Here is a 16,745-nt window from a genome sequence, read left to right as displayed (position 1 = left end):
TTAGCCACCTATCCGCACCGTAGGACTCATTAAACTAGCGAACTGCTCAATGCGCTTGCTAACCTCTCGCAACGCCTGAGTAGCCGATAAACCCGAATCAATCGCATCTTGAAATGCTGCCTGTTCGATTTTCTGCATACAGACTAATAAACCTAATTGTTGCTCGTCTGCGCTGGCTCGTTCGCCAGTGAGTAAGCCTGTTAATCGGTTCTCTGTACGGGCTAGGTTGATGTAATGATATTTCTCTGCGCCTAAGTCTCTGAGTGCGTCGCGTGACTCATGGTAATGTGGCAAATATTCGCGGCGGATAGGTTCAGCGGCGCGTTTCTTGCTGAATGCTTTGGTTACGTCCAGCTTAAATTGTGTCATCTGCTCATGGTTACGACCGCGAACAATGCGACACATAAAATCAAATTGGTTCTCATTGAGTAGGGCGTATTTATTAATACTCGCGCCCGTTGAGTGTGAGCACGTCTCCGTTTGAAACGGAAGCGTGCCAAATTGACGTAAATTTTTTGTATTCTTTTTAATTAATTCAAAAAGGTTCTTATGTTTAATTCCGATGCGTTTAGCAAACAGGCGGCTATCTATTCTAGGCTCAGTTTTGTGTTGAATTAAAATAGGCTCTTGACTGATTTCAGGGTGAGCGAATCCGCCAGCAGTTAAGCTGTTATTTTTTGATTTCATTATTTATTACTCCGTTATTCGGTCGGGTATAAGCTCAAAATTGAATTAATTTGCTCTTGTGACAGCCCTTGATAGTTGCCATGAGCCGCACGAGCATTGATTAAATCAATAATCTTCTGTGCGTCTGTTCGGTTGCGAATGCGGTAACGATAATGCGAGCCAATGCCGTCTGGGTTCGGTTCGTCGATACGCTCTAAGGTGATGTTTAGCTTGCGTTCTAGCTCTGAAAAATAATTTCTCCCCGACGATAAACGGCAATATTTTAAAATGTCGTTTTCAGTAGCTCCGTTAATTCCTGTGTAAATATAATAAATACCAAAGTTATGTTTTTTTGGTGTGCGCTTGGTTATAATGGGCTGGCAATTTCCAGTTTTAGAAATATTTGAACCGTCTGCCCAAAGGCGGTTTTTTTTCATCATTACTTTGCCCCCTTGCGCGTTGCTTTCTTAGCTTCAGCCCATGCGCGGATCTCTTTCGCATCATAGACAAAAAAGCCTTTCTCAATCTCAAATGACTTAGGTAATTTGCCGTCACGCTCCCAGCGATAACGGGTAGCATCAGAAATGCCTAGAAAGTCGGCTGTATGACGTAGACGGGCGTAACCGTCCATAGGGTAAGGTGTACTGATTTTTGCGCGTGGCTTGCGCTTCGGTGATTTCTTTTCCATGTGTATGACTCCTTGTGAATGTCATACACATTAGAACGCAATAGACTGGATAAAAAAACAGGGGTATTTTAAAAAACGGCGGATTTCAATATCATCCGTTTTTTTAAATCATAATAACTCTAGGTTTTTCAAAACGTTATTAATAATTGGCATTATTCTATCATTGTCATTCAATGGCATATTTTCGGAGTTAAATAGATATTGAGATTTATCTTTCATGCACTGAATTAACTGGGTTTTATTTATTTTCCCATTCTTAAATCTATAATTGTTTGATGCCTCATCATAATCACAATTAAATAAAAACTTATATATTCCTCTCTCCATATCCAAATCGCGCTCTTTGCTTCGCGCGGTTGCTTTGTGTTCATTTTTCTGCTCAGGAACCTCCAAACGCGCTGCTTCGCTTAAAATCGCTCCAGCCTGTCCCGCCTTGTAAATTCTATCTATATCTTTATTTATTATCAGTAGGTTATTTGAATTGACCTCTATATTATCCTTTAAACTAGCGACTAATACGACAGACTCATCTTCTGAATCATCGGGCAGAAAAATAGAATTTTGATAGTCTATAATCTGAAATGTTTCACCACTCCAGCGATCAAAAAAACTGGGTAGCCATAGACCATATATTGTTCCGTTTATAGTTAAAATATTGTGCCCATTTTCATACTTGCAGTTTTCATTTTCGAAGTATTCAATGTTTTGATTTACCCTATCTGTGCCATAGCAAATAGCTTTTGCTGGCCAATGAAAATCGATTATCGACGGTCTTTTTACGGCTTTTTTCGCCTTATATAAAATTTCCTCACCAGTAATTTCTTCACCTTTGACGTATGCTGTTATCTTTACTGCCACATGATTATCAAAAAAGACAGCGGGATGTATCATCCCCATGTTAATCCAGTGGTAAATATCATCAACCAAGCAATTTAGTAGTTCGGCAGACCTTTCAATTGAGCAAAACTCTAACTGAGGAATTCCATTTTTTTGCCAAATATTTGCCCATTCTTCTGTAGATTTGTTTATTTTTTTTGTTGTCATCACGTCACCTTTAACGCGCCTTAAAGAATACCGTAACAGGCGGGTAAGGCTTCCCCGCTTTTCGCCCCGTCGGGCTAGATACGGCTTATCCGGTTATTTTGCTTTTCGTGTACCCATAGGGATCACGTTGTAATCTTCGCCTTTCTCCAGCGATACCAACAGGTCGCACCACTGCGTTAAGGCTGCCCGTCGTTCATCAAAGTAATCATGGCGGTTATAAATACCCTCAACGCCCTTTATCCGGTGATTCAAGCAGCGTTCAGCAACAAAGGGATCAACACCCAGCGCGGCAAGGTGTGTACGTGCTGTGCGTCTAAAGTCGTGAATAGTGAAGTTGGGCATTTTAGGCGGTAAAACCTGCCTTACTTTCGCCAGTGCGACGGGTAGCGTTGACTCTTGAATGTGGGGGATCATGCGGCTTTGCATTTTTCTGGCGGGTAAAACGTACTGACTACCGCAAGCCATAGGTTTTAATTCCATGAACCAATCAATGACTGTAGGACAAAGCGGAATATCTACGGCGTCCCCGTTTTTGCTGCGTTCGGCTGGAAAATGCCAAACAGCGTTTTGAAAGTCGAACTCTTGCCAACGTGCCGCGCATAACTCCATTTTTCGCAAGCATAAGGCTAACAGTATCTTAAAGCTGATTTCATTCTGTCGGCTAATGCCCGCGGTTCTTAAAGCCTTAAAGAATATGATTAATTCTTCTCTGGTTAGCCATCTATCGCGCGAGATTTCTTTGCCGCCAGCATCAGCAACTTCAAAGGCTGAACAAGGATTAATCTCAATCATCTGCCGCTTAATGGCATAGTCAAACATTCGCCTAAGCCAGCGTAGAACGTCAGTAGCCATTGTCGGTGCGCCTCTATCAACGATGCTCTTGAGCATTTCATCAATATGACGTGGCTTTACTTCCTCTATTTTCATGTGACCAATGCGGGGGTTAATGTCTTTGTCTATGCGTCTGCGTAGTATGTCTGGGTGCTTCCAGCGTGGCAGTATTTGACGCTCAAAATATTCTGCCGCTAGGTCAGCGACTTTGATTGCGTTCTTCTCGGCTTCGATTTTTGCTAACACCTCGGCTTTCCTTTCCTGCTTCTCACTGGCAACGTCATAACCTAGCGATACACGGGCAGATAGCTCCTTGGTTAGCTCTCTGGCTTTAGCGAGGGAAAGATCAATATATGAACCAATCAGTACAGCCCTGCGTTTACCAGCGAACTTATACCGGAATCTCCATACGGGGTACTGATAGTTTTCTCGATAGCATAAATACAGTCCGTTACCGTCCGATTTGCCTTCGAATCGTTCACCTGACTTTATCCACGCTCTTATTTGTTTGTCTGTGAGCTTTGGCATTGTGCAATTTCCAATATAAAAATGGTCGGGTACACCTAAATCATTTTCGTATCCCCTAGGTGTACACCTAGGTGTACCCGTTAATCATGCGCTATTATGATTTACTCTGCAATGCTCTGAATGTAAAAAAGCCAGCTAATACAGGGTATCGGCTGGCTTGGTGAGTTGGTCTGAAATGCTAAGAAATGCTATTCGATGTTTTGAATCTGTTCTCTCATTTGCTCGATTAATACTTTGAGCTCAACGGCTGAAGTTGTGACTTCGCTATTAATTGATTTTGACGCTAACGTATTTGCTTCACGGTTAAATTCTTGCATCATAAAGTCAAGACGGCGGCCAGTTGCCTCTTTTTTCTTCAAGATGTTACGTGTTTCTTTAACGTGTGCTTCTAAGCGATCTAATTCTTCTGCAACATCAATACGTTGTGCTAATAGAATAAGTTCCTGTTCCAAGCGACTGTTATCCACTTGAATGTCAGCTTCTTCTAACTTATTTTGTAAGCGTTCACGTTGCCATTGTAAAATTTCTGGCATGTGTTGACGTACTTTTGCGACTTCAACTAAGACGCCATCAAGACGCTGTTCAATGAGCGCATGTAATGATGCCCCTTCAGCTTCACGGCTTTGAATGAAAGCATCAATTGTTTCATCTAACCCTGCCATTAATTGTTCGCTGATGACATCTAAATCTTGTTCGCCAGCTGACATTACTCCGGGCCAACGCAAAATTTCTAATGGGTTGATTTCACCTTCATGGCTGTAATTTTTAACCCAATTCGCTGCACTGATTAACTGGCGTGCTAATTGTTCATTTAGGATTAATTCACTACGGTTTGCACCGTCTAACTCAAAGCGTAAATTACACTCCACCTTTCCACGTGTCAGGCGAGAACGCAGGCGCTCACGGATCACGGGCTCAAGGCTTCTAAATTGCTCAGGTAAGCGAATATACGTTTCTAAATAACGTTGGTTCACGGAACGCAGCTCCCAGGCCGCATTCCCCCATTCACCCTTGATGTCCCGACGGGCAAAAGCGGTCATACTACGGATCATAATTCGTTCCCATTATCGTAAAGATTTAGGGGATTATAACGCTATGCAGGATGACAGGATAGGCATTATCGTTTGAACAACGTATAATGCGTCCCAATTTGAGTTGATAATGGAGATAACACCATGCGCCCAGCAGATAGACAAGCAGACCAAATGCGCCCGATTACCATCACGCGCAATTATACTAAGCATGCAGAAGGCTCTGTTCTTATTGAGTTTGGCGACACGAAGGTGTTATGTAATGCAACTGTTGAAGAAGGTGTTCCCCGCTTTTTAAAAGGGCAGGGGCAAGGTTGGGTTACCGCGGAATACGGCATGTTACCGCGCGCAACAAATTCACGTAATCAGCGTGAAGCTGCGCGAGGCAAACAGACGGGTCGCACGATGGAAATCCAACGGTTAATTGCACGTTCTTTGCGTGCTGCGGTTGATCTTAAAAAATTAGGTGAGTACACCATTACTTTAGACTGTGATGTGATCCAAGCGGATGGCGGCACGCGTACAGCAGCAATTTCTGGTGCATGCGTGGCATTAGTTGATGCACTGAATAGCATGGTTGAGCAAGGTAAAATTGCAAAAAGCCCACTAAAATCAATGGTCGCTGCCGTTTCTGTTGGAATTGTTAATCAAGACGCTCTATGTGATCTTGAATATGTTGAAGATTCTGCAGCTGAAACGGATATGAATGTTGTCATGATGGATGATGGCCGAATGATTGAAGTGCAGGGCACAGCAGAAGGCGAACCGTTTAGTCATGAAGAGCTATTGGCTCTATTAGCGTTAGCTAAAACCGGTTTAAATACCATTTTTGAAGCTCAGCGAGAAGCGCTGAAGTAAGTTAATCATTAATTAGGCGGCTGAAAAGTCGCCTTTTTTATGCCTGCTGGTTCATCAATCAATTAGCCAGCCTTGAATATAGATAAATAATCATCAACGAGGAGAATGACCAATGAAAGCCTATCAGCGCGATTTTATCGAACTTGCCATGAAAAAACAGGTACTTAAATTTGGTGAGTTTACGCTGAAATCAGGTCGTAAAAGCCCTTACTTTTTTAATGCAGGGCTATTTAATACAGGGCGTGATCTGGCACTTGTCGGTCGTTTTTATGCACAAGCATTACAAGACAGCGCAATCGAGTGTGATGTCATTTTCGGCCCTGCGTATAAAGGGATCCCAATTGCAACGACGACAGCAGTAGCTCTTTCTGAACATCATGACATCGATATGCCATATTGCTTCAATCGCAAAGAAGCTAAAGACCATGGTGAAGGTGGTGTGTTAGTTGGGAGTCCTTTGCAAGGGCGTGTTGTGGTTGTGGATGATGTGATTACTGCTGGGACGGCAATTCGTGAATCAATGGAAATTATTAAACAACAACAAGCTACATTGAATGGTGTCCTGCTATGCCTCGACCGTCAAGAAAAAGGTAAGGGTGAAATTTCAGCAGTGCAAGAGGTTGAGCGTGATTATGGCTGTAAAGTTTACTCAATTATTACCATGAGCGATTTAATCACCTATCTTGCTGAAAAGGACGGTATGCAGGAACATTTAGCGGCTATGAAGGCTTATCGCGAACAATACGGAATTGAGTAAAAAAAGCCCTCGCCCAATGATGGGCGGGGTGAGTAGTATAAATAATCGGTTATTGTAACTGAGCTAGAATTAAAGGCCAGCGCGATTCAAACTCGACGGTTGGCCGATAACGAAACTCAGAACGCACAAAACGAGAGAGCATCCCTTCACAAAAGGCTAATAATTGAGAAGCAAGCAGTGACTCATCATGAATAAACCCATGGCCATCACGTATTTTTTTCTCTTTTAGCACTTGGCGTAATTGTGATTCTATACGTTCAAATAATTGATTAATACGATCTTGCAGCCTATCTTGCTCAAACATCAGAGCATGGCCAGTCATGATTCGCGTTAGCCCTGGGTTTTTCTCGGAAAAACCCAGTATTAGGGCAAGTATTAGTTTAATTCTAATTATCGTATCTTTTTCATCACTTAAAATTAGATTAATGCGCGAAACCAATGAGTCTTCAATAAACCCAATGAGGCTATCGAACATTTTCATTTTGCTTGGAAAATGACGATACAGCGCGGCCTCTGATACACCAACCGTAGCAGCAAGTTTTGCTGTTGTGATACGTTGGCTACCATCACTACTTTCTAACATTAGCGCAAGAGCCTGTAAAATCTCATCACGCCTGTTACGTTTTTGTGTTGTCACTTTTTCTGCCATGCCTAATAAGACCCCTGCTAAAACAGCAAAACAAACTATCCAAAATTTTGCTCTTAGTAAAGAGGCTTACGAAGCAAAATGGATTTAAAAAATATTTAAAATGTAAGTAATGTTGAGCAAGCTTCCTGAAAGAAAATATGCGGCTGATTATTTTTATTCATAAAGATAGAACCTAATTCAGGTTCTATCTAGCATATTCGTTATCAGGATATTCTATTTATTGACGGCCAGAGTGACCGAAACCACCAGCCCCACGCTCTGTTGCGTCAAAATCATCAACAATATTAAATTCAGCTTGAACAACTGGGACAAACACCATTTGCGCCATACGCTCACCAGGCTCAACGGTAAAAGCTTTGTCACTGCGGTTCCAGACTGACACCATGAGTTGGCCTTGGTAATCCGAATCAATGAGACCAACTAGATTGCCAAGTACAACACCATGTTTATGACCTAAACCGGAACGAGGTAAGATGACAGCAGCAAGACTTTCATCAGCAATGTGAATAGCTAAACCTGTTGGAATAAGCTCTGTTTGACCTGGCGCCAAATCAATTGGTGCATCAATGCATGCACGTAAATCTAAACCAGCAGAACCGGTGGTGGCATAGGCTGGTAGAGGAAATTCATTACCGATGCGGCTATCAAGGATTTTTAGGTCAATTTTTTTCATAACGTTGAAGTATCTCGTCAAGTAAATAGTGGCTTAATTCATTTTTATTACAGTGAGGCAAACGGGTATCACCGTTGGCATCAAAAAGGTGTAATGCATTGTTATCGCTATTAAATCCGTTATCTGCTAGTGATACATCATTGGCACAAATAAGGTCGAGTTGTTTTTGTTGTCGTTTTTGGCGTGCATATTCTTCCACATTTTGGGTTTCAGCTGCAAATCCAACAACATATGGCCTATTGTGCCTTAGATTTCCAACACTTGCGACGATGTCTGGGTTTTTGATAAGTGTAATCGAAACTTCATCACCTTGTTTTTTTATTTTATTTTCAGCAATGTTTTTTGCTCGATAATCTGCAACTGCAGCGCAACCAATAAAAATATTTTGCGTTGAAATCGTTTTATGGACTTGCTCATACATTTCTAATCCACTAATGACATCAACCCGGTTAACCCCTTCAGGTGTTTCAATATTTACAGGTCCCGCAATTAAAGTGACTTCGGCTCCACGTTGGCTAGCAGCCTTAGCAATGGCAAACCCCATCTTTCCTGAACTATGGTTACTGATAAAACGAACAGGGTCGAGTGCTTCCCGTGTTGGGCCTGCAGTGATCATTAATTTGATGCCTTGTAAGTCGAGTTTAGGGGTAAAAAACTCACTGGTTAGACGAACAATTTCTAGTGGGTCAATCATGCGACCAGGACCAATATCACCACAAGCTTGGCTACCTGCGTCTGGCCCCCAAATCATACATTGGCGTTGTTGCAATTTGATTAAGTTTTCTTGTGTTGCTTTTGCTTTGTACATTTGTTGGTTCATTGCTGGCACAAGTGCAACCGGTGCCGCGGATGTAAGGCAAACCGTTGTGAGTAAATCATTTGCCATTCCTGCACTGAGGCGAGCAATTAAATCCGCGGTCGCTGGCGCAAGAATAATGATATCCGCCCATTTCGCGAGTTCAATATGGCCCATTGCAGCCTCTGCGGCTGGGTCGAGTAGGTCATCGGAAACAGGGTGCCCTGAAACGGCTTGTAAGGTTAAAGGCGTAATAAAGGCTTTTGCACCTTCAGTCATGACAATACGCACAATTGCCCCTTTATCGCGCAAACGGCGGGTGAGTTCAGGGATCTTATAAGCGGCAATGCCCCCACTGATACCAATAACTATCTGCTTACCTAATAGTGATAGTTGATTCATTATTTTTATCCAATACGGTCAACATGGGAGGCATATTACCACAGAGAAGCTAGAGGTGGCGCGCTCGATTTTTCGTCACAGTACTATTTTTGCGAAACGCTACGCAAACCCATATGTGAGGGGTTGCGAATGTTTTTTAGGCTAGATAAAAAAGGTGAAAGGGATTTAGGGACACAGAATATGATGAGTGAACATCTAGACTTACCACCAAGAGAAAAGCTACTTGCATACGGCGCGGCTGCGTTATCTGATGCTGAGCTACTCGCTATTTTTTTGCGTACAGGTAGCCAAGGTGAACCTGTTTTGCAGCTTGCGAAGCGTTTAATACAGGAGTTTGGTTCAGTCTATTTGCTTTTACAAGCAGACTACGAAAAACTAAAACAATGTAAAGGAATGGGGAGCTGTAAATTTACCCAATTGCAGGCTGTCAGTGAGTTGGCTCGCCGTTTTTTCTCTGAACAGTTTTTACATGAAGATGTGATGACTGGGCCTGAGCAATTGAAAGCAAAGTTGCTGGATTTATTCGCAGGGCAAGAGCGCGAAGTCTTTATCGTGATATTTTTAAATAATAAAAATCAGATTATTTGTCATGAGGAATTGTTTAAGGGTACTTTGAACAAAGTTGAAGTTCACCCCAGAGAAATCATTCGCTTTGCCATAAAAATGAATGCAAACGGGATTATACTTGCCCATAATCATCCATCTGGTAACCCAGAACCCAGCACAGCAGATAGGCAGGTGACAGAACGAATCCAACGTGCTTGCGCTATTATGGGGATTAAACTACTTGACCATTTTGTTGTCGGGCATAAGCAATGTGTATCATTTGCAGAGCGAGGATGGTTATAAAATTATTTTTTTGTCTAAAAAATGACAACTTTCTTTGCGTTGGGCTTGAGTGAAAACGATGTAAAGCGTATACTACGCCACCTTTAAGGATCTTGGGTTTGGCGAGAAGGGCCTATCTCAGTAAATTTTTACGTTTTAGTAAAGTAAATCTTTATTTAGGTATCAACGGTTTTTTCAGTCAATGAAAGTTTGCTGAGATGGGCTCCTAAGCCTGACGAGGCGGCCATACCCAGAACAAAAAAGCTCGAGCTGATTAGATTTTTGGAGAATAGACATGTCACGAGTCTGCCAAGTTACTGGCAAGCGTCCAATGAGCGGTAACAACCGTTCACACGCATTAAACGCGACCAAACGTCGTTTTTTGCCAAACCTGCACTCTCACCGTTTCTGGGTTGAGTCTGAGAAACGTTTCGTAACACTGCGTGTATCTGCTAAAGGTATGCGTGTTATCGATAAAAAGGGTATTGATGCTGTTCTTGCTGAACTGCGTACCCGTGGTGAGAAGTACTAAGGAGCTAAAAAATGGCTAAAGGTATTCGCGAGAAAATCAAGCTAGTCTCTTCTGAAGGTACAGGTCATTTCTATACCACTACGAAGAACAAGCGCACAATGCCAGAAAAACTGGAACTGAAAAAATTCGATCCAGTTGTTCGTAAGCATGTGATCTACAAAGAAGCAAAAATCAAATAATTTTGCTTTCTGCGTTAAAAACTCAGCTTCGGCTGGGTTTTTTTTTACTCAAAATTTGGGTTGTCACTGATATGTGCATTCGACGCTATGACCATTATTATGAAAGTAGTAACATAGTAAGTATTCATTGAATTAATAATGATATTTGTTGTCGAATGACTATTGTCTTTTACATATAGACTTGATTAAGAGTGCCTGGTGAAAAAACAGTTTAAAAAAATTCTTGTGATCAAGATGAGGTTTCATGGGGACATGTTGCTGACAACACCAGTTATCAGCTCATTGAAACACCAATATCCTGATGCTGAAATTGATGTTTTGCTTTATCAGGATACAATCCCCATTCTCTCTGAAAATGCTGAAATTAACACGTTGTACGGTATGTCAGGGAAAAAAAATAGTGGGCTGAGTAAAGCCTGTAATTTTATTAAGTTACTGCTAAAGCTGCGTCAAAATAAATATGATTTAGTTGTTAATCTAGCAGACCAATGGATGGTGGCAGCTTTGGTAAGATGCATTCCGGCTAAAATGAAGATAAGCGAGCGGATTGCCCATAGAGACTCCAAATATTGGCATAATAGTTTTACCCATCTAGTTGATGTAGAAGGCGATAATGTCGTCACTAACAATCTATCGATTCTAAAACCATTGAACTTAAAAACATTATGCTATGAAACTAAAATGGCATATAGAGAGCAAGATTGGGACACTATCAATAAGAGCTTGTTCGAACTTGGAGTACACAGTAGTTATGTTGTGATCCAGCCGACTGCCCGTCAAATCTTTAAATGTTGGGATAATGAAAAATTCTCAGCGGTAATAGATGCATTGCAGTCTCGTGGTTATCAAGTGGTTTTAACTTCGGGGCCGAGTAAAGAAGATTTGGAATGTATCAATGAGATTGCAAATGGCTGCCAAACAAAGCCTGTTACTGAACTTGCAGGGAAAACTTCATTTCCTGAGCTAGGTGCATTGATTGCTCATGCCGCTTTATTTATTGGTGTTGATTCTGCACCAATGCACATTGCTGCTGCAGTTAAAACGCCAATAGTATGCCTTTTCGGTGCGACAAATCATATTTTTTGGCGGCCTTGGAGCGATAATGTAGTTCAATTTTGGGCGGGTGATTATGAAGCTATGCCACCGAGAGAAGAGCTAGATCGCGATAAAAAGTATTTATCCATTATTCCAGCTTCTGATGTAATTAAAGCCACAGAGAAAATGTTGCCGATGAGTATTTCTATATGAGTATTTTAATGATTGGAAATAGACTACAGCATATTAAAGTTGCAGACATATTGTTCGTACTGCTACTTTTTTGTATCCCTATGTATGTTTTTAACCCTAAGTTTGTTGAGAAAATACTTTATATTATTGCGATATGTAGCTTATATAGCCTTTTAAAAAATCGAAAAAAAATTGAAATCAATTTTCTTGCACTTGCATTTTTTATGTTTGGTGGAGTGATGCTGATATGGGCATATACACAACAAGGAAATTCAAGTGAATTTTTATCAACATACCGGTCATATAAAGATGCAGGTAAAATTACACTAGCAATTTCTATCATTGTTTTAGCATTGAACTCATTTAGCCTTAAAATTAAAAAAGTCCCGGTTTTGATATATTTAGTAGTATTAGTACTATGTGGTTTAGCCGTATTTACTTACCCTAATAACTTACTGATATCAGGAAGATTAAGTATAAATATGCCTGCAACAGGTACTGCGTACATACTGACATTTTTATCTATAGCGGCCCTAGCATTACCCAAATTAAATATTTTCATTAGGCTACTTATTTTTTTCAGCTTGTTTTATTGTGTCTTGTTGACGGGGACTAGAGCTGCAATATTAGTCATGCCTGTTTTGTTATTTATCTTTTTCTCATTTGAGTTTAAGAAAGTTAATAATAAGAAAATAATACTATTATTTTTTTTACTTTCCCTAATCTCTATTGCTATTTTTAGTAAAAATATACTTACTGTACGTGTAAATGATGCACTAAATGATTTGACGAAATATTCCCACAATGATAGTAATTCTTCCCTTGGGGCTAGATTTTCAATGAGTGAAATTGGTATAAAAACAGGAAACAATCACTTATTGGGACAGTCTTTAGAATCAAGATTACAAGGGATGCAAGAGTTAGCTCAAAATAAACCTATCTTACAGTCATCTCTGATGTTTGCCAATGTGAACCTGCATAATGATCTTATTGATGCTTATTCTATAAGAGGTATTTTCGGAGCGGTTACTTATTTATTGCTAATTGGCTTACTTTTATATCGTGCTTATAGAAATAAAAATATCTATGAATTTATGTTTGCATTAGCCACTGTAGCATATGGAACGAGTGATATGGTTTTCTATGGGCGAAATATGATTGTTATGTGGGGGACTTGTTTTATCATTATTAGCCTTTGCTCATATAAACAGAATATAGGCAATAAATAATATGGTTCATGATAATAAAGATTATATTTTTAGTATAATTATTCCTGTTTATAACCGTGAAAATAGCATAATGATGTTATTAGATAAGTTATTAAAACAGACGCCTAGTAATGTAGAGTTTATCATTGTGAATGATGGCTCTACTGATTGTACATTGGCTTATATCAATGAAGTGGTAGCAAAGAGTGGAAAAATTAGGCAAGTCAAAGTTATTACTCATCAAAAAAATTTAGGTGTATCCGCTGCGAGAAACACAGGACTTGAACATGCAACAGGTCACTATATTGGTTTTATTGATAGTGATGATATGGTAACTTCAAATTATTTTGAAGTATTGCTACCTATTTTATCTAGCTTTGAGTATGATATTATTAGTTTCAATTTTACCTATCAAAACAAAGTAATGGAGTCTAGCCAAGACGGCTCTAAACTTGAAGGTGTTTTTACTGCATCATACTGGCATCTCGTTAGTCGAGTTTATCAAAGAAAACTGTTCAAAGATAAAAGATTTGAAGTTTCTCGTCGTTATGAAGATGTTATTTTACTTCCTTACATTTTTATTAATGCGAAAAGTATCAAACATATACCGTGTGTATTATATCACTATATTCAAACGAGTAAATCTATTACACAAAATGTGAAGATAAGTGACATTGATGACCTTTATTTCGCCTTAAACAAGGCATTACACTTCATTGATACACATGCTAACCCTGAAGAAATAAAGCTATTTATTATTTACTTAGTTAAAGTAATGATGCTGATTAGAAAATACATTAGAAAATCTAACGGTTACTATGCCTATAATGCTGAGTTCTATAGTATGGCTAGAAAAATTATATTTATAGCAGAAAAATATAATTTTTCTGCCGATTTTAATATAAGAAAACTGAAATATGCAAAAATTGATTTTTATGTGTCGAAGATAAAATACTGGATGAATCCCAAGAAAAAAGTAAGGTAGTTTATGAAAATTGCATTCTGTCTCTATAAGTTCTTTCCTTATGGTGGATTACAGCGGGATTTCTTGCATGTTGTAGAGGAATGTCTAAGACGAAACTATAGCGTTATTGTGTACACAATGTTTTGGGAAGGACCTATACCTTTAGGCATTGATCTTGTGCGGGTACCTAAGAAAGGTTTAACTAATCATACTCGGAATAAAAAGTATTCAGAATGGGTACAAAAGGATTTATTATCTCGGAATGTAGATTGTGTATTGGGTTTTAATAAAATGCCCAACCTTGATATTTATTATGCGGCAGATGTCTGTTTTGCAAGCAAAAAACGAGGAGCATTAACCAAATTATTACCAAGGTATAGACATTATATTAAATTTGAGGCGTCGGTATTCTCACCAAAAAGTAGTACTAAGCTATTAATGTTAACAGAAAATCAAGTGATTGATTTTAAAAAAATATATAAAACTCAAGAAGAACGTTTTAAACTATTACCTCCAGGGATTTCATTGGATCGTAAATGGAGTGAACAATCGAAAGTACTGAAAGAAACATTCAAAAAAGAACATCAATTAGCACAGGAACAAAAAATAATTGTACAAATTGGCTCAGATTATTTCCGCAAAGGGGTGGATAGAAGCCTAATCGCTATTGCTAGCTTACCTGAAAATGTCAGAAAAAATATTGTCTATTACATCATTGGGCAAGACAAAATAGAAAAATTTCAGGAGTTAGCTGGAAAGCTTAATATTCAGGAACAAGTTCACTTTTTAGGCCCTAGAGATGATATAAATGTATTTCTTGCTGCTGCAGATTTATTATTACATCCAGCAAGACAAGAAGCTGCCGGAATTGTTCTGATTGAAGCGATCGTTGCTGGAGTTCCTCTTATCGCGAGTGATGTGTGTGGATATGCTCCTTATATTATGAAAGCTCACTGCGGTAGTGTGCTTTCTTCACCCTTTTCTCAATCTGATTTCAATCTAAAGTTAAATGAAATTCTTACTGATTCTTCGAATTTAGAAAAAATGAAAGATAATGCGATTAAATTTGCCAATAGCTATGATTTGTATAGTTTACCCTCTCGTGTTGTTGATTTTATTGAGGAATATGTAAATGATAAAGTGTAAGTCACCCTTTGACCAACTCTGGGAAGGCAAGAATCCTTTCTATGAAGTGAATAGGATTACTGGGGAGGTCTATCGCCAAGTAAAAAATAGAAGGACACTACAATTTTATGTAGGAAATGAGTCTTTCTTTATTAAACAACACTATGGTATTACTATTTCTGAAATATTAAAAAATATTCTGAGTTTTCGGTTTCCTGTATTAGATGCGCGTCAAGAGTGGGATGCAATAAAGCACTTAGAGAAAAATAATATAGATACAATGAATGCTTATGCTGTTGGTGTACGAGGTATAAATCCGCTAACTAGAGAATCTTTTTTAATTACTAAAGACTTGAATCCAACGATTAGTCTAGAAGACTATTGCAAAAAATGGTTAGTTAACCCCCCAACATTTCAAGAAAAGTTCAATCTTATTTTGAAACTAGCATCAATTGTTTCAGCAATGCATGCATCAGGATTGAATCACCGTGATTGTTATTTATGTCACTTTTTATTGGATGAAAATACTGATCAAATCAGTACAGACATTAAAATGTATATTATTGATTTACATCGAGCTCAAATAAGAAGCCAAGTACCAAAGCGTTGGAGAGATAAAGATCTAATTGGGCTATATTTTTCTTCTATGAATATAGGGTTAACATCTAGGGATATATATCGATTCTTGATAAAATATTTTAATACTGATTTAAAGTCTATTTTTCGGTCACATAATAAATTGCTTAAAAAAGCAAGACGTAATGCATTGATAATTAAAGAAAGAACTGAAAGAAAAGGATTGTAATAATGAGGCGAATTGATATTGCTTACTGTGCGGATGATAATTACGTTGAGTATTTAGCTGTCTCTCTTGTATCTGTTTCACTTAATAACCTTAATAATGATGTATACTTTCATTTATTTCTTTTCAATGTGAGCCAAAAAAATCTTAATATGCTAAGGGAGATTAAGGCAAATATTATTTTTTATCATATCGATAACGATGTTATGCGAAAGTATGATCAAAATTTTAGTATAAAACATCTTAATATGTCTACATATATGAGACTAATTGTGCCACGTATGCTACATGGTAAAGTTAATAATTTTATTTACTTGGACATTGATACACTATGCTTTTCTGATCTGAGTGAGATTAATCATGTAGATATTACTAACCATATTTGTGCTGTTTCATCAGATACACCAAATGATATTGATAATAAAAACACTAAAAGGTTGGGGTTAAAAAGTAACTATTATTTTAATGCTGGATTCTTATATATCAACGTCAATAACTGGCTAGATTTTGACGTTGAAAATAAAATCAATCAGCTAATTAGTGAGAAAGGTGACTCATTAATTTATTATGACCAAGATGCACTAAATAAAGTCTTAGAGAACCATATTGTAAAACTAGATCATTCATGGAATTATTTATACACATGGATGGATTTAGATGAAAAAGAAAAATACTTTTATTCAAAATCATCTATACCTAAAATCCTGCATTTTACAGGCGGTAGGAAACCATGGTTTAAGGAACATGAAGGGTTATCTCAGAATTTGTTTATATTTTATAAGCATTTAACACCCTGGAAAGATACAGAACTAAGAAGCTATTCAACTAGAATGAAAAATAGTGATAATAGAGTTTACTGCCGTGAAGCTTGGCACAAAAAACGTTATGGAACAGCGATTAAATTTTATTTGGTATATTTAAAAAATAAGTTAAAAGGTTAATTTCAACTCTATTTAC

At 38.5% G+C, this 16,745-nt stretch carries 20 protein-coding genes; 11 read left to right on the top strand and 9 right to left on the bottom strand.

Features of this window, described 5'->3' with window-relative positions; all coding sequences use genetic code 11:
* The 6 genes from M1E86_RS19515 to M1E86_RS19490 form a co-directional block, all read right to left on the bottom strand.
* On the bottom strand, nt 1-687 hold the full coding sequence (locus tag M1E86_RS19515; RefSeq protein ID WP_426099207.1) for a Rha family transcriptional regulator: 687 nt from the start codon (nt 685-687) through the stop codon (nt 1-3).
* Between the two features lie 14 nt (nt 688-701).
* Nucleotides 702-1,106, bottom strand: coding sequence for a hypothetical protein (locus tag M1E86_RS19510; RefSeq protein WP_340606885.1), 405 nt, complete (start codon nt 1,104-1,106; stop codon nt 702-704).
* Nucleotides 1,106-1,354 (bottom strand): helix-turn-helix transcriptional regulator, encoded by a 249-nt coding sequence (locus tag M1E86_RS19505; protein WP_340606884.1) that lies wholly within the window; start codon nt 1,352-1,354, stop codon nt 1,106-1,108. Before M1E86_RS19505 ends, M1E86_RS19510 begins: the two co-directional genes overlap by 1 nt.
* 108 nt (nt 1,355-1,462) lie before the next feature.
* Nucleotides 1,463-2,398 (bottom strand): hypothetical protein, encoded by a 936-nt coding sequence (locus tag M1E86_RS19500; protein WP_340606883.1) that lies wholly within the window; start codon nt 2,396-2,398, stop codon nt 1,463-1,465.
* A gap of 93 nt (nt 2,399-2,491) precedes the next feature.
* Nucleotides 2,492-3,757, bottom strand: a complete 1,266-nt coding sequence (locus M1E86_RS19495) for a tyrosine-type recombinase/integrase (RefSeq protein WP_340606882.1) — start codon at nt 3,755-3,757, stop codon at nt 2,492-2,494.
* A gap of 188 nt (nt 3,758-3,945) precedes the next feature.
* On the bottom strand, nt 3,946-4,809 hold the full coding sequence (locus M1E86_RS19490) for a YicC/YloC family endoribonuclease (protein ID WP_125895061.1): 864 nt from the start codon (nt 4,807-4,809) through the stop codon (nt 3,946-3,948).
* A 123-nt stretch (nt 4,810-4,932) separates the two neighbouring features.
* Between M1E86_RS19490 and rph the strand changes: the two genes are divergently transcribed.
* Nucleotides 4,933-5,646 (top strand): ribonuclease PH, encoded by a 714-nt coding sequence (rph, locus tag M1E86_RS19485; protein ID WP_125895059.1) that lies wholly within the window; start codon nt 4,933-4,935, stop codon nt 5,644-5,646.
* Nucleotides 5,647-5,758: 112 nt separating this feature from the next.
* Nucleotides 5,759-6,403 carry an orotate phosphoribosyltransferase gene (gene pyrE, locus M1E86_RS19480; RefSeq protein WP_125895057.1) on the top strand — a complete coding sequence of 215 codons (645 nt, stop codon included), beginning with the start codon at nt 5,759-5,761 and terminating at the stop codon, nt 6,401-6,403.
* Between the two features lie 49 nt (nt 6,404-6,452).
* Here pyrE and slmA read toward each other — a convergent pair whose 3' ends face one another.
* The 3 genes from slmA to coaBC all read right to left on the bottom strand — a co-directional run bounded on the left by slmA (nt 6,453) and on the right by coaBC (nt 8,923).
* Nucleotides 6,453-7,052, bottom strand: a complete 600-nt coding sequence (slmA, locus tag M1E86_RS19475) for a nucleoid occlusion factor SlmA (protein ID WP_426099206.1) — start codon at nt 7,050-7,052, stop codon at nt 6,453-6,455.
* 217 nt (nt 7,053-7,269) lie between these two features.
* Nucleotides 7,270-7,725, bottom strand: a complete 456-nt coding sequence (gene dut, locus M1E86_RS19470) for a dUTP diphosphatase (protein WP_125895055.1) — start codon at nt 7,723-7,725, stop codon at nt 7,270-7,272.
* Complete coding sequence (gene coaBC, locus M1E86_RS19465) at nt 7,712-8,923, bottom strand: bifunctional phosphopantothenoylcysteine decarboxylase/phosphopantothenate--cysteine ligase CoaBC (RefSeq protein WP_426099205.1); 1,212 nt, start codon at nt 8,921-8,923, stop codon at nt 7,712-7,714. The genes dut and coaBC overlap by 14 nt, the downstream gene beginning before the upstream one ends.
* A gap of 183 nt (nt 8,924-9,106) precedes the next feature.
* On the opposite strand from coaBC, the gene radC reads away from it, so the two are divergent.
* The 9 genes from radC to M1E86_RS19420 all read left to right on the top strand — a co-directional run bounded on the left by radC (nt 9,107) and on the right by M1E86_RS19420 (nt 16,729).
* Nucleotides 9,107-9,772, top strand: a complete 666-nt coding sequence (radC, locus tag M1E86_RS19460; RefSeq protein WP_319863694.1) for a RadC family protein — start codon at nt 9,107-9,109, stop codon at nt 9,770-9,772.
* Between the two features lie 274 nt (nt 9,773-10,046).
* The gene (rpmB, locus tag M1E86_RS19455; protein ID WP_004265123.1) at nt 10,047-10,283 is read left to right on the top strand and encodes a 50S ribosomal protein L28; all 237 of its coding nucleotides are present in this window, start codon (nt 10,047-10,049) and stop codon (nt 10,281-10,283) included.
* Nucleotides 10,284-10,294: 11 nt separating this feature from the next.
* Nucleotides 10,295-10,462: a 50S ribosomal protein L33 gene (gene rpmG / locus M1E86_RS19450; RefSeq protein WP_004265124.1), complete on the top strand. Its 168-nt coding sequence runs from the start codon at nt 10,295-10,297 to the stop codon at nt 10,460-10,462.
* Between the two features lie 198 nt (nt 10,463-10,660).
* Nucleotides 10,661-11,710 carry a lipopolysaccharide core heptosyltransferase RfaQ gene (gene rfaQ, locus M1E86_RS19445; protein ID WP_213913782.1) on the top strand — a complete coding sequence of 350 codons (1,050 nt, stop codon included), beginning with the start codon at nt 10,661-10,663 and terminating at the stop codon, nt 11,708-11,710.
* Nucleotides 11,707-12,918, top strand: a complete 1,212-nt coding sequence (locus M1E86_RS19440) for an O-antigen ligase family protein (RefSeq protein ID WP_213913781.1) — start codon at nt 11,707-11,709, stop codon at nt 12,916-12,918. Before rfaQ ends, M1E86_RS19440 begins: the two co-directional genes overlap by 4 nt.
* Nucleotide 12,919: 1 nt before the next feature.
* The gene (locus M1E86_RS19435) at nt 12,920-13,882 is read left to right on the top strand and encodes a glycosyltransferase family 2 protein (protein ID WP_213913780.1); all 963 of its coding nucleotides are present in this window, start codon (nt 12,920-12,922) and stop codon (nt 13,880-13,882) included.
* 3 nt (nt 13,883-13,885) lie between these two features.
* Nucleotides 13,886-15,007 carry a glycosyltransferase family 4 protein gene (locus tag M1E86_RS19430; RefSeq protein WP_213913779.1) on the top strand — a complete coding sequence of 374 codons (1,122 nt, stop codon included), beginning with the start codon at nt 13,886-13,888 and terminating at the stop codon, nt 15,005-15,007.
* Nucleotides 14,994-15,791 (top strand): lipopolysaccharide core heptose(I) kinase RfaP, encoded by a 798-nt coding sequence (gene rfaP / locus M1E86_RS19425; protein ID WP_213913778.1) that lies wholly within the window; start codon nt 14,994-14,996, stop codon nt 15,789-15,791. Before M1E86_RS19430 ends, rfaP begins: the two co-directional genes overlap by 14 nt.
* A gap of 2 nt (nt 15,792-15,793) precedes the next feature.
* On the top strand, nt 15,794-16,729 hold the full coding sequence (locus tag M1E86_RS19420; protein WP_213913777.1) for a glycosyltransferase family 8 protein: 936 nt from the start codon (nt 15,794-15,796) through the stop codon (nt 16,727-16,729).
* Nucleotides 16,730-16,745 lie beyond the last annotated feature (16 nt).

The organism is Providencia sp. PROV200 (assembly GCF_049901995.1).
GTDB lineage: Bacteria > Pseudomonadota > Gammaproteobacteria > Enterobacterales > Enterobacteriaceae > Providencia > Providencia rettgeri_E.
This window is presented reverse-complemented; position numbering and strand designations above follow the sequence as displayed.